General features: G+C 69.4%; 11 protein-coding genes and 2 pseudogenes. 4 read left to right on the top strand and 9 right to left on the bottom strand.

Going from position 1 to position 12995, the window contains the following annotated elements:
• Positions 1–4 precede the first annotated feature (4 nt).
• The 3 genes from ACFO6Q_RS01465 to glyQ form a co-directional block, all read right to left on the bottom strand.
• A complete protein-coding gene (locus tag ACFO6Q_RS01465) occupies positions 5–841 on the bottom strand; it encodes a YbaY family lipoprotein (RefSeq protein ID WP_380018703.1) in 837 nt (278 codons plus the stop codon).
• Positions 842–1140: 299 nt separating this feature from the next.
• Positions 1141–3285 (bottom strand): glycine--tRNA ligase subunit beta, encoded by a 2145-nt coding sequence (gene glyS / locus ACFO6Q_RS01460; protein WP_380018702.1) that lies wholly within the window; start codon positions 3283–3285, stop codon positions 1141–1143.
• A gap of 109 nt (positions 3286–3394) precedes the next feature.
• Positions 3395–4300 (bottom strand): glycine--tRNA ligase subunit alpha, encoded by a 906-nt coding sequence (gene glyQ, locus ACFO6Q_RS01455; protein WP_380018701.1) that lies wholly within the window; start codon positions 4298–4300, stop codon positions 3395–3397.
• Between the two features lie 188 nt (positions 4301–4488).
• Between glyQ and tfpB the strand changes: the two genes are divergently transcribed.
• The 4 genes and pseudogenes from tfpB to ACFO6Q_RS01435 all read left to right on the top strand — a co-directional run bounded on the left by tfpB (position 4489) and on the right by ACFO6Q_RS01435 (position 9432).
• A complete protein-coding gene (gene tfpB / locus ACFO6Q_RS01450; RefSeq protein ID WP_380018841.1) occupies positions 4489–6309 on the top strand; it encodes a type IV pilus assembly ATPase TfpB in 1821 nt (606 codons plus the stop codon).
• Positions 6310–6466: 157 nt separating this feature from the next.
• A pseudogene (locus ACFO6Q_RS01445) lies at positions 6467–6622 on the top strand (ECF-type sigma factor); the annotation flags it as partial.
• Between the two features lie 306 nt (positions 6623–6928).
• A complete protein-coding gene (locus tag ACFO6Q_RS01440) occupies positions 6929–8377 on the top strand; it encodes a choice-of-anchor Q domain-containing protein (protein ID WP_380018700.1) in 1449 nt (482 codons plus the stop codon).
• 299 nt (positions 8378–8676) lie between these two features.
• Positions 8677–9432 carry a glutamine amidotransferase gene (locus ACFO6Q_RS01435; RefSeq protein ID WP_380018699.1) on the top strand — a complete coding sequence of 252 codons (756 nt, stop codon included), beginning with the start codon at positions 8677–8679 and terminating at the stop codon, positions 9430–9432.
• Between the two features lie 27 nt (positions 9433–9459).
• On the opposite strand, the gene ACFO6Q_RS01430 is transcribed toward ACFO6Q_RS01435, so the two are convergent.
• The 6 genes and pseudogenes from ACFO6Q_RS01430 to ACFO6Q_RS01405 all read right to left on the bottom strand — a co-directional run bounded on the left by ACFO6Q_RS01430 (position 9460) and on the right by ACFO6Q_RS01405 (position 12863).
• Positions 9460–9675, bottom strand: coding sequence for a hypothetical protein (locus ACFO6Q_RS01430; protein WP_380018698.1), 216 nt, complete (start codon positions 9673–9675; stop codon positions 9460–9462).
• Positions 9676–9807: 132 nt separating this feature from the next.
• The gene (gene tatC / locus ACFO6Q_RS01425; protein ID WP_380018697.1) at positions 9808–10572 is read right to left on the bottom strand and encodes a twin-arginine translocase subunit TatC; all 765 of its coding nucleotides are present in this window, start codon (positions 10570–10572) and stop codon (positions 9808–9810) included.
• Positions 10573–10686: 114 nt separating this feature from the next.
• Positions 10687–10873 (bottom strand): annotated as a pseudogene (gene tatB / locus ACFO6Q_RS01420) (Sec-independent protein translocase protein TatB); the annotation flags it as partial.
• A gap of 43 nt (positions 10874–10916) precedes the next feature.
• Positions 10917–11132: a Sec-independent protein translocase subunit TatA gene (tatA, locus tag ACFO6Q_RS01415; protein ID WP_380018696.1), complete on the bottom strand. Its 216-nt coding sequence runs from the start codon at positions 11130–11132 to the stop codon at positions 10917–10919.
• A gap of 76 nt (positions 11133–11208) precedes the next feature.
• Positions 11209–11889, bottom strand: coding sequence for a lipid-binding SYLF domain-containing protein (locus ACFO6Q_RS01410; protein ID WP_380018695.1), 681 nt, complete (start codon positions 11887–11889; stop codon positions 11209–11211).
• Positions 11890–11960: 71 nt separating this feature from the next.
• Positions 11961–12863, bottom strand: coding sequence for an NHL repeat-containing protein (locus ACFO6Q_RS01405; protein ID WP_380018694.1), 903 nt, complete (start codon positions 12861–12863; stop codon positions 11961–11963).
• Positions 12864–12995: the final 132 nt, after the last annotated feature.

Here is a 12995-nt window from a genome sequence, read left to right as displayed (position 1 = left end):
GGTGTTACTTGCGCTTGCCGGCGTCGACCTTTTCCTGCGCCATCTGCAGGGCCTTGGTCGCGGCTTCGGCCAGCGGCTTGATGTCGGCGTCGGACAGCGTGCCGCCGCCGGCCTTCTCGTTGACGAGCACGCTGCCGTCCTCGCTCCAGCCGATCGTGGCGCCGCCCTTCTGCTGGACCACCATCGGCTTGCCTTCCTTGGTGAAGGCGTAATAGACCGAGTTGCGGCCGCCGGCGTCGAGCACGGTGTTGACGCGCACGTAGCGCACCGCACCGCTCTCGGCGAACGCGTCCCAGCCGATCGAGGCCGTGTCGGTCGTGTAGGTGCCGTCGACCTTCTTCATGCCGCCGATGTGCGCCTGCAGCTTCTTGTATTCTTCCTTGAGCTTCTCGGCCGGGGTCGCCTCGGCGTTCAGCACCACCTGCACCGAGGTGCCGGAGCCGTGCGTGAGCACCGGCGAGTTCAGCGCCGGTACGAAGCGGCGGTCGCCGTCCTGCAGCAGCACGTTGACGACGTAGGTGCGCGTGGCGTTGATCTTGCCCGCGTCGAAGTCGAGCGCGAAGGTGAACGGCGGCGCGCTGCCGCCGACCTCGACGATCTTCTCGGCAATGGCGATTTCCGGCTGCGCGACGTCGACCAGCTTGACGTCGAGCTTGGAGCCCGCCGCGACCGGAATCTGGTCGTGGAAGGTCACGGTGCCGTTGATCGTCGTGCCCGGCGCGATCGCCGGCGCGGCGGGAGCGCCGTTCTTGGCCGGCGCGTTCGCACCGCCCTGGTTCGCGGAATCGCATCCGCCGAGAAAGACCAGTGCGGCGACGACCGCGATCCATTGACTGCGCATGATGGCAAACCTCCAAAAGCTGATGACGAAGACAATCGTATATCGGGAGCGACGACCTGCCCCGTGCGATCAACGCGACGCAGGGCGCATCGGGGTCGGAACGCCGGCCGCGAGCTGGAGTCGGGCGGTCGGCGTGGGTCCTGAAGCGGTCACGATAATCCGCCCCGGCGCTGTGCGCAAATCCTCCCGCGGCAGCAGCTTACGCCGCCTGCGTGACGGTGCAGCGTTTTCTCCGGCCGCAGCGGGAAGTTCACAATCCGCGCAACAACGGCACGTTTTTTTGCCGCCACGGCCGGCGATCAGCCCGACGGCAGCAGCGAGACGTCAGCCACGCGCAGGAACAGGCTGCGCAGGCCGGCCAGCAGGGCGAGCCGGTTGGCGCGCACCTTCTCGTCTTCGGCCATAACCATGACGTCGGTGAAGTAGCGGTCGACCGGTTCGCGCAGGGACGCCAGCCGCTTCAGCAGGCCGACGTAGTCGCGCGCGGCGATCAGCGGCGCGGCGTCGGTCTGCGCCGCGGCCAGCGCGGCGGCCAGCTCGCGTTCGGCGCCGGCCTCCAGCAGCGTCTCGTCGACCGTGCCGGACGCGGTCGCGCCGGCCTGGCGCAGGATGTTGCCGATGCGCTTGTTCGCGGCGGCCAGCGACTGCGATTCGGGCAGCGCGGCGAACTCGACCACCGCGCGCAGGCGCTGGTCGAAATCGCTCAGGTCCGCCGGCTCCAGCGCGCGCACGGCCTCGAACGCCTCGCCGGAGAGGCCGCGGTCGGCGTAGTAGCCGCGCAGGCGGTCGAGCACGAAGTCGTACAGCTCGCGGGCCAGCTGGTCGCGGCGCGCGCCGGCGTCGAGCACCGGCGGCTTGCCGTCCTTGCCCTTGGGCAGGCCGCTGGCCAGGGCGGATTCGGGCAGGGCTGCCAGCGCCTCGGCGAACTGCGCCGGCAGGTCCAGCGCCAGCGGTGCCTCGATCAGCGTGCGCGCCAGGCCCAGCGCCGCGCGGCGCAGGGCGAACGGATCCTTGTTGCCGCTCGGCTTCAGGCCGACGGCGAAGATGCCGGCCAGCGTGTCGATGCGCTCGGCCACCGCCAGTACCTGCCCGACCCTGCCCTGCGCGATCGCGTCGCCGGCGTAGCGCGGGCGGTAGAACTCGTCGAGCGCCTGCGCGACCTCGGCGTTCTCGCCGTTGGCGGTGGCGTAGTAGCGGCCCATCACGCCCTGCAATTCGGGGAATTCGCCGACCATGCGCGTCATCAGATCGCACTTGGACAGCGCGGCGGCGTGCGTGGCCAGTCCGGCGTCGACGCCGACCCGGTTGCCGATCACGCGCGCCAGTTCCGCCACGCGCACGCTCTTGTCCCAGACGCTGCCGAGCGCCTGCTGGTAGGTCACGTTCTTGAGCGCTTCCTGGTTCGCCGAAAGCTTCGCCTTCAGGTCTTCGTCCCAGAAGAACTTGGCGTCGGCGAAGCGCGGACGGATCACGCGCTCGTAGCCCTTGCGGATCTCGGCCGGATCCTTCGATTCGATGTTGGCCACGCCGATGAAGCGCTCGGTCAGTCGGCCTTCGCCGTCGAACACCGGGACGAACTTCTGGTTCGTCTCCATCGTCGTCACCAGCGCTTCCTGCGGCACGGTGAGGAACTCGCGCTCGAACGCGCAGGCGATCGCGACCGGCCATTCGGTCAGGTTGGCGATCTCCTCGCGCAGCGCCTCGGACAGGCGCGGCACGCCGCCGGTTTCCTTCGCCGCGCGCGCGACTTCCTCGCGCACGCGTTCGCGCCGCTCGGCCGGATCGGCCAGCACCTTCGCTGCGCGCAGGCTGTCCAGCCAGGAGTCCGCGTCGGCGACGTGCACCGGCTGCGGATGATGGAAGCGGTGCCCGCGCGAGATGCGCCCGGACGCAAGGCCCAGCACCTCGCCGTCGACGACCGTCGCGCCGTGCAGCATCACCAGCCAGTGCGCCGGGCGCACGAAGGCGTAGTCGTGATCGCCCCAGCGCATCGGCTTGGGAATCGGCAGCGCCTTCAGCGCCTCGGTGACGATGTCCGACAGCAGCGCGGAGGTCGGCTGGCCCGGCTTCTCGCTGCGCGCGACGAAGCGCTCGCCCTTGGCGTCGGCGACGCGCTGCAGCTGCTCCACGGCGACGCCGTTCTTCGCGGCGAAGCCGGCCAGCGCCGGCGTCGGTGCGCCGTTCGCGTCGAGGCCGATGTTGAGATACGGCCCGAGCACCTCGGACTTCTGCACCGGCTGCTGCGCGGCCACGCCCGGCACCAGCACGGCCAGGCGGCGCGGCGAGCAGTAGGTCTTCGCGCCGGCGACGTCGGCGGCGACGCCGCGCCTGGCGAGACCTTCGCAGACGCCGGTCGCGAACGCGGCCGCGAGTTCGTCGAGCGCCTTCGGCGGCAGCTCTTCGGTACCCAGTTCGATCAGCAGGGAGGCGTTGTCTTGGCTCATGGCGGCGTTCTTTTTCCTTGCCGTCATTCCCGCGACAGCGGGAATCCGAAAGGCTTTTCAATGGATGCCCGCGTTCGCGGGCATGACGTCAGTGCGGGTTTCGTGGGTTTCAGGCGGCAGCCGGCGTCCTGCGCAGGCCCGGGAAGCCGAGCTTCTCGCGCTGCGCGTAGTACGCCTCGGCGACCGCGCGCGCCAGCGTGCGCACGCGCAGGATGTAGCGCTGGCGTTCGGTCACGCTGATCGCACGTCGCGCGTCGAGCAGGTTGAAGGTGTGGCTGGCCTTCATGACCTGCTCGTAGGCCGGCAGCGGCAGGCCGGCGGCGACCAGCTTCTGTGCCTCGCCTTCGCAGGTGTCGAACCACGCGAACAGCTTCTCGACGTTGGCGTGCTCGAAGTTGTACGTGCTCTGCTCCACCTCGTTCTGGTGGAACACGTCGCCGTAGGTGACGACCCCGTGCGGCGCCTGCGTCCAGACCAGGTCGAACACGTTGTCGACGTTCTGCAGGTACATCGTCAGGCGCTCGAGACCGTAGGTGATCTCGCCGGTGACCGGCCGGCATTCCAGGCCGCCGGCCTGCTGGAAGTAGGTGAACTGCGTGACTTCCATGCCGTTGAGCCAGACCTCCCAGCCCAGGCCCCAGGCGCCGAGCGTGGGCGATTCCCAGTTGTCCTCGACGAAGCGCAGGTCGTGCACGAGAGGGTCGACGCCGAGCGCCTTCAGCGAGCCGATGTACCGATCGAGGATGTCGTCCGGATTGGGCTTCATCACGACCTGGTACTGGTAGTAGTGCTGCAGCCGGTTCGGGTTGTCGCCGTAGCGGCCGTCGGTCGGCCGGCGCGAGGGCTGCACGTAGGCGGCGGCCCAGGGTTCGGGTCCGATCGAGCGCAGGAAGGTGGCCGGATGGAAGGTGCCCGCGCCGACCTCGGTGTCGAGCGGCTGGATCAGCACGCAACCCTGCTCGGCCCAGTAGCGGTTCAGCGTCTGGATGACGTCCTGGAAGGTCGGTCCCGGCATGCGGCAGCTCACGAAGTTGCACAGGAAAAGCGCGCTAGTATAGCGGCCGGCATGATCCGGCAGGCGGCCGGGGAGCGGCGCACGTCGCGATCCGGCGAACCGCAGGCGGGATCGAGGCGCCGGTCGCGGACCGGCGTGACCGCGTGAGTCGGGAACCCTTTCCGCGCAACTGTGAGGGACTGCGCCGCATGGCCAGCGTGACCCAGCTACCCACCGGCGCGAATGCTGCGGCGAACGCCCTCGGCCTGCATCGCCGGCTCGAGCTCGACGAGACCCTCGCCGCCCTGCTCGCCGACGGCCTGCTGATCGAGGCCGACGTCAAGCGCGTGCGCGCCGACGTGCGCACGGCGCGCGGCCGCACCGAGCTGCATCCGCTGACCCTGGTGGCGAACCTCAAGCTGGCCGATGCGCGCCATCCGGACAAGCCGCTGAGCCTGGAAGTGCTCACGCAGTGGCTCAGCGTGCGCGCCGGCCTGCCCTACCTGAAGATCGATCCGATGAAGATCGACGTGGCCGCGGTGACCCAGGTGGTCAGCCACGCCTATGCGCAGCGCTACCGCATCCTGCCGGTCGCGGTGAGCGAGATGCAGGTCGTGTTCGCCACCTCCGAGCCGTTCGACACGCGCTGGCTCGCCGATCTGGCGCACATCCTGCGCCGCGACGTGCAGCGCGTGGTCGCCAATCCGCTCGACGTCGGCCGCTACCTGACCGAGTGGTGGGGGGTGCAGCGCTCGATCCAGCGCGCCAAGGACGCCAAGAACGACACCGGCGACGGCCGCGCGATCCTGAATTTCGAGCAGCTGGTCGAACTGGGCAAGACCGGCGAGATCGGCGCCGACGACCGCCACGTCGTGCACATCGTCGACTGGCTGCTGCAGTACGCGTTCGAGCAGCGCGCGTCGGACATCCACCTCGAGCCGCGGCGCGATTCGAGCCCGATCCGCTTCCGCATCGACGGCGTCATGCACAAGGTGTTCGAGCTGCCCACGCCGGTGATGACCGCGGTCACCGCGCGCATCAAGATCCTCGGGCGCATGGACGTGGCCGAGAAGCGCCGGCCGCAGGACGGCCGCATCAAGACGCGCTCGGCCGGCGGGCGCGAGGTCGAGCTGCGCCTGTCGTCGATGCCGACGGCCTTCGGCGAGAAGATCGTCATGCGCATCTTCGACCCGGACATCGTGGTCAAGGAATTTCGCCAGCTCGGCTTTTCCGAGACCGAGGAGAAGACCTGGCGCGAATTCGTCGACCGCCCGCACGGCATCGTGCTGGTGACCGGTCCGACCGGCTCGGGCAAGACCACCACGCTGTATTCGACGCTGAAGGTGCTGGCGACGCCGGATCTGAACGTGTGCACGGTCGAAGACCCGATCGAAATGGTCTCGCCCGAGTTCAACCAGATGCAGGTGCACAACGCGATCGACCTGGACTTCGCGGCCGGCGTGCGCACGCTGATGCGGCAGGACCCGGACATCATCATGGTCGGCGAAATCCGCGACCTGGAAACCGCGCAGATGGCGGTGCAGGCCTCGCTGACCGGGCATCTGGTGCTGTCCACGCTGCACACCAACGACGCGCCGAGCGCGCTGACGCGCCTGCTCGACCTGGGCGTGCCGAACTATCTGATCCAGTCGACCCTGACCGGCGTCGTCGCGCAGCGCCTGGTGCGCACGCTGTGCCCGCACTGCAAGGCCGAGGCGGCGCTCGACGTGCAGGCCTGGGCCGCGCTGACGCACCGCTGGCATCTGGCGCCGCCGGCGAAGACCTATGGACCGAAGGGATGCCTGGAGTGCCGCAAGACCGGCTTCCTCGGCCGTACCGGCATCTATGAAATGCTGCGCATCTCGTCGGCGGTCCGCGCCCTGATCCAGTCGGACATGAATCTGTCCAAGCTCACCGAAACCGCGTTCGCCGAAGGCATGCAGCCGCTGCGCGCCTCGGCCGCGGCGCAGGTCGCGCGCGGCATCACCACGATTGCCGAGGTCGTCCAGGTGCTGCCGCCGACGGAGTGAGCGCCTATCGACGGAGCCGCCGGCGCAGGGCTTGAAGCGGGCGGATGGCGTCGAAAGCGGCCGCGACCTCGCGTGACGCCACCTCCGAAGCGGTCTACCGGAAGCTGCACGGCCTGGCACCGCGCGAGCGACATCGACCCGGTACGCAGGCCACGCCCACACCATCGCGCTCGTCCGCGAGGCCCGCCCGGACCGGTGCAAGCGCGACGATTCGCAGGCGATCGGCAACTTCCACGCGTACGCGGCGCGGGCGATGCACAACCGGCTGATCGACGCGGCCCGCCAGCGCATGGCCGCCAGGCGCGGCGGATAGCTGCACCGGACCGGTCTGGACGCCTTGGACGCCGGCATCGGTCGCGACGCCGAGAGCATGCGCTTGAACCCGACGCGGCGCTGCACGAACTGGCCAAGGCGGCCAGGGCATCGTCTGCCTGGGGGAGCGCGTCGCAGGCGACTTCAGATCGTCGCGGTGGAGCGGCTGCGCCGGGCGATCCTGAGCGGTACGCCCGTCGATGGCACGGTCGATCATGTTTCGGCGTCTATCGCCAAGGAGCACCCGATGGAGTCTGCACGAACCGCCGGGCGCGACTTCGGACTTCGCGCATGGAGATAGATCGTCATGAACCGCAGCAATCCCGATCTGCGCCGGCTGCCGCTGGCCAGTCTCATCCTCGCCCTCTTCGCCGGGCCATCCGCGGCCGCGGACGGCCCGGCATCCCTGTTGCCGACGGCCGCGACCTCGATGCACGCGGCGGCTGCGCTGGCACGGGGCGGCAACGATGTGACCGAACCGACTGCAACGGTGCGCTTCTACACCAACTGCGACGACGACGGCATGGGCAGCTTGCGCCAGGCGGTCAGTGCCTCGGCATCCGGTGATTCGGTGCGGGCCTCGCCGACGCTCTCGTGCAGCACGATCACCCTGCAGTCGGCGTTGATCTTCGGCCAGACCGATCTGGACATCCGCGGTCTGGGCGCGGACCGCACCACCATCACCGCCGCCCCGGGCGTCGAAGACGGCCTGATCCGCCATCTGGGTTCCGGTCGGCTCAACCTGCAGTTCCTCACCCTGAGCGGCGGTCAGAAGTACCGCAGCGACACGCAGGCGCAAGGCGGCTGCGTCTACGGCGCCAACGACGTGGCGATCAACAGCTCGCGCATCACCCGTTGCACCGCCAAGGGCATCGGCTTCGAGCAGGGACTGGGCGGCGGCGTGTTCTCCGGCGGCCTGACGACGCTGCGTCTGAGCGAGGTGAGCGGCAACCTGGCGACGTCCACGGGCGGCCAATACGCGAGCGGCGGCGGCGTGTACGCGATCGGCGGCGTCGACGCGGATCGCAGCGTGATCGCCGCGAACGTGGCGGATTCGACGAGCAACAGCTGGGGCGGCGGCTTCACCTCGGCCGGCGCGGTCACCATCGTCGACTCGGCCATCGTCAACAACAACGCGCGCACCTCGGGCGGTGCGCACATCCATCCGCCCGCCAGCAGCGCCAGCACGATCACCAACACCACGGTCTCGGGCAACAGCGCGTTGCGCGTGGGCGGGCTCACCTGCATCGGTCCGACCGCCATCGCCAGCAGCACGATCACCGCCAACACGTCGACCGACGGATTGTCCGGCGGACGCATCGTCGGCGGTGGCCTGGATCTGGGCAGCGGCAGCCACAGCATCACCTCGACGATCATTACCGGCAACCTGGCGGGCTCCGCCGACATCGCCGGCAGCATCAACTTGAGCGCCAGTTCGGGCGCCGTACTGGCCGGCAGCAACGACCACATATCGGGATCGACGCTCGCGTTGCCGTCAGGAACCCTCACCACGGCGATGCAGATGGAGCCGCTCGCGCTCAACGGCGCCTCCAGTCCCACCCATGCCCTGCGCGCGACCGATCCGGACGTCGATGCCGGCAGCGCGCCGGCCGGGCAGACGTACGACCAGCGTGGCTATCCATTCCTGCGGACGGTCGGCAGTCAAGCCGACATCGGCGCGTTCGAGCTGGATCCGGACATGCTCTTCGGCGACGGCTTCGATGCGTCGATTCCGAGGCTCCCCGCGCCCATGTAGGACGCCACGGCATCGCCGGGCGCCGCGTCGGAGCGGGTCACGCGGCGCCTGCGGTCTCGCCGAGGTCCGGGGGCGGGATCGCGGCGGCATCGCCGCCATTGAACCGATGGCGGCTGTGGCGGTCGCGTTGCGTCGGGCGACGCGGGTGCCCTCGATGTCGAGGAGGGCGACGGCGGATTCTCTTGACAGGTGCTTGCCCAGACACCAAAAGTGCCACCGGCCGCGCTGCCGCGCCCGGGGTGCGATCACACCGGGCGATACGCGAGGCCACAAACCCGCATTCGGCCCGGTAACCGTCGATGTCCTTCCAACCTCCGTTCGTGCGCGCTGCAGGCAAGGCCACGCTGCTCATCGTGCAGACCGGCAGCACGCTGCCGAGGATCCGCGCGCGTTTCGGCGATTTCCCGCACTGGTTCCGCATCAGCCTCGGCCTCGCGCGCGAGGAGGTCGACGTGGTGCGCGCCGACCTCGGCGAGAAGCTGCCGGCCACGATCGCGCATGCCGGCGTCATCGTGACCGGCTCGCCGGCGATGGTCAGCGAACGCGAACGCTGGAGCGAGGACGCCGCGGCCTGGCTGCGCGGCGCGATCGACGCCGGGGTGCCGGTGCTCGGCGTGTGCTACGGCCATCAGCTGCTCGCGCACGCCCTCGGCGGCCGCGTCGACTACCACCCGGCCGGGCGCGAGATCGGTACGGTCACGATCGAGCGGCAGCGCGCCGCCAACGACGATGCGCTGCTCGGCGGCGCGCCGGCCCGCTTCCCCGCGCACGTCTCGCATCAGCAGAGCGTGCTCGAGCTGCCGCGCGAGGCGACCTTGCTGGCCAGCTCCGCGCACGATCCGCACCACGCGGTGCGCTACGCCCCGAACGTGTGGGGGCTGCAGTTCCATCCGGAATTCAGCGTCGAGATCATGCACGGCTACCTCGCCGCGCGCCGGCCGGCCCTGAAAGGCGACTGTTCGACCGACTGCTGCAGCGCGCGCGCGAACCGGCCGACGCCGCTCGCCCGCACGCTGCTGCGGAGATTCCGCGAGATCGCCGTCCGGCGTCGCTGAGGCGACGCTCCCCGTCGAAAGGGTTCTTCAGGCCGCCTTGCGCGAACGGCCGCCGCGGCGGATCGCGGCCAGCGGATCGCCGAGCTTGAGGCCCGACAGATAGTCGTTGATCGCTTCGTTGGTCACGTCGTACAGCGGGCGACCCATCACGGCGGCGGCGGCCTTGAGACTGTCGCGTACGCGTTTGGATACGCGCAGGCTGGCATCACGTGCGTCGTCGTTTTCCACAATGGTCTTTTTCATGACTGTGCCATTGAGCGGTATTGTTTGCCTCGTAGACAAGTGTACTGCGCAGGCCGCGGCGATCGGCACGCGAGGCCGCGTCGCAGTGTGACGATTTGTAACATGTGTGGAGGCGCGCGTCGCGCGCCCGGTTCAATTCGTCGCCGAAGGCTGGCCCGACGAATCTCCGCGCATCAGCGCGCGCGCGCCGAAGATGCCCACTTCGTACAGCAGGCACATCGGCACCGCCAGCATGGTCTGCGACAGCACGTCCGGCGGCGTCAGCACGGCGGCGATCACGAACGATCCGACGATGGCGTAGCGGCGGCCCTCGGCGAGCTGTGTCGGCGTGACCACGCCGAGCGCGACCAGGATCACCAGCACCACCGGCACCTCGAAGCAGAGCCCGAACGCGAGGAACAGCATCAGCACGAAGCTGAGGTAGTGGCCGATGTCCGGCATCACGGCGACGCCAGCCGGCGCGACCGCCGTCATGAACGTGAACACCGCCGGCAGCACGAGGAAATACGCGAACGCGCAGCCGATGTAGAACAGCAGCACCGACGACACCAGGATCGGCACGGCCAGGCGCTTCTCGTGCCGGTACAGGCCCGGCGCGACGAAGGCCCACAGCTGGTACAGCACGACCGGGATCGCGATGAACAGCGCGACGAAGAAGGCGAGTTTCAGCGGGGTCAGGAACGGCGAGGCGACCTCGGTCGCGATCATCGTGCCGCCCTGCGGCAGATGCTGGATCAGCGGCAGCGCGAGCCAGCCGTACAGCTTGTTGGCGAACGGCAGCAGCGCGAGCAGCACCAGCAGCACGGCGGCGACCGCCTTGAGCAGCCGCGCGCGCAGTTCGATCAGGTGCGAGATCAGCGACTGCTCGCCGTCGTCGGGGCGCTCAGCGTCGCTCATCGGAGGGGGCGCCGGAAGGAGTAGGCGCGGTGGCATCGCGCACGGAGGTCTCGATCTCGCCGGCGGCCTGGTGCAGATCGGCGCGCACGTCGGCGGCGCGCTGCGTGTCGTGGATCGTGCGTTTGAGGTCTTCCGCGGCGAGTTCGCGTTCGATTTCGCCGCGCACTTCCTGCCAGCTGTTGCGCGCGCGGCGCAGCAGGGCGCCGGCCGTGCGCGCGACACGCGGCAGCCGCTCCGGCCCGAGCACGAGCAGGGCGACGACCGCGATCAGGGCGATCTCGCTGAAGCCGATATCGAACATGGCGCCTTCGCAGGTCGCGGCGGAATCGCCGCGACGTCAGCCGTCAGACCGAGTCGCGCTCGGACTTGGTTTCCGTGGTGCCCGGCTGCGCTGGCGGATCCGCCTTCAGCTGCTGCGCGTCCCCGTCCTGCATGCCCTTGCGGAAACCCTTGATCGCCGAGCCGACGTCCTCGCCGATGTTGCGCAGACGCTTGGTACCGAAGACCAGGGCGACGATGACCAGGACGATCAGCCAGTGCCAGATGCTAAAACTACCCATATCGATTCCTCTGAACGAAGCGGGCGTGTGCCCGCCGGTCTGCAGTCGTCCGGAAACCGAAACTCCCAGACCTCGCCTAGCGGCTAGTGTACTCCTCCAGTCGGTCGCGGAAGTCGACCACCGGGTCCGGCACGTTCTGCACGCCGCCGTCGAAAATGCGCCGCGCCGTCACGCCCTTGCCATAGACCGCCTGGTTCGCGTCGTTGTCGATCGTGATCGCGGTGCCGTCGAGCGCGGCGCCGGCGAACAGGCCGCGCGCACGCGAGTACGAATAGATTTCGGCCTTCAGCTGCGCATCGGTTGCGGCCTGGGCGGTGCGGCCGACCGGGCCGGCCGCGGCGGAGGCGTCGGCGCCGAGGGTGAACTTGCCGTGCACGATCGAATCGACGCCGCGCTGCGTGCGGAAGACCAGGATCACGTCGGTCGAGGAGACACCGGCCTGGAAGCCGATGCTGCCGCCGGTCATGCTGACGAAACTCGGATTGGACCAGGTGCCGTCGCGCGTCTTCACCGTGATCAGGCCCGAACCGTGGCGGCCACCGATGACGAAGCCGGCCTTGATGACGTCCGGCACCACGGCGACCGCGTGGGCGTTCTGCAGCAGGTCCTTCGGGATGGCCTTGTCGGGCGCCTCCATGACCTCCTTCAGCACGCGCACGGCGTTCTCGGCACGCTTGTTCTCGTCCTCGCCGGCGCGCGCCGGCAGGGCGGTCGCCGCGAACAGGGTGAGCAGCAGGGCAACGACGGCTTGGCGCATCGGGGTCTCCGGAAAGGCGAATGCTCAGGCTACCAGCCCGACATGAGTCCGCGATGAAGCCGAATCAATGGTCAGCGGCGCAGCGCGCGCGCCGCACCGCCGGCTCCGGCCGCCGCCAGCAGCAGCCCGAGCAGGGCCAGCGCCCACGGCGAACCGACCGGTGCCGCGTGCGTGCCGGTGGTGCCGCGCGTGCACTGCGTGGGACCGACCGTGAAGCCCTTCATGCCGACCTGGCGCAGCGATTCCGGGCCGGTGACCGGACCGAGCACGGTCACCGTGCCGGTGGCCGGGTCGATCGTGGCCAGATCGCTCCAGTCCGCGACGGGCTGGGAATTGTCCAGCGGCGGCACGTAGTTGATGACCGCCCACAGCGTGCCGGCGTCGTCGAAGCTCATCGAGATCGAGTTGACCCAGGTCGTCACGGCCGGGCCGAACGGCCCGATCAGGGTTGCAGCGCCCGTCTGCGGATCGATGCCGTAGAAGTTGTTGTCGCCCTTGCCGCCGGCGCCGTAGAGCCGGTCGCCGCGCGCAGCCAGGCCGGTGATCGTGTGGCCAGTCGAGCCGACCAGGGTCGTCGCGCCGCTCGCCGGATCGACCTTCCACAGCTTGTTGGCCACCGCCGACGACAGCCACAGCGTGTCGTCGCAGCCGGCGATCATGTTCAGGTCGAGGGCGTCGTTGCGGCTGGGATCGCCCTGGCCGTCGAGGCCGAAGCTGCCGATCACGCTGGCGCGGCCGTCCTGGGGGTCGATCTTCACCAGCAGCTTGAAGCCGCCCGCAGCGGCATAGAGCGAGCCGTCGGCGGTGGTCGTCAATCCGCTGATGTTGCCGATGATCTGGCCGCGGAACAGGCCCGACCGGCCCAGCTCGGTCGCCTGGCGGCTGTCGAGCTGGACGCTGTAAAGCGTATCGAACGCCTCTCCGTAGGCGACGTTCGCCGCCGCCCAGACACGGGGTGCGGAAACGGCAAGCATCCCTGCCGCGATCAAGCAGGTCAGTGGGCGCATGGCGGCGTGTTATCGTTATGGTAGTCGTCGCTCCGCGGTGGTCCGCGGTAGCGTTCCCGAGTCTAGCAGCAATCCCAAGCTCGTCAATATCTTAGGCGC

The sequence above is a fragment of the Dokdonella ginsengisoli genome (assembly GCF_042652785.1).
Classification (GTDB): Bacteria; Pseudomonadota; Gammaproteobacteria; order Xanthomonadales; family Rhodanobacteraceae; genus Dokdonella_A; species Dokdonella_A ginsengisoli.
Note: the sequence above shows the minus strand (reverse complement) of the source record. Positions and strands in the feature narration are given on the sequence as shown.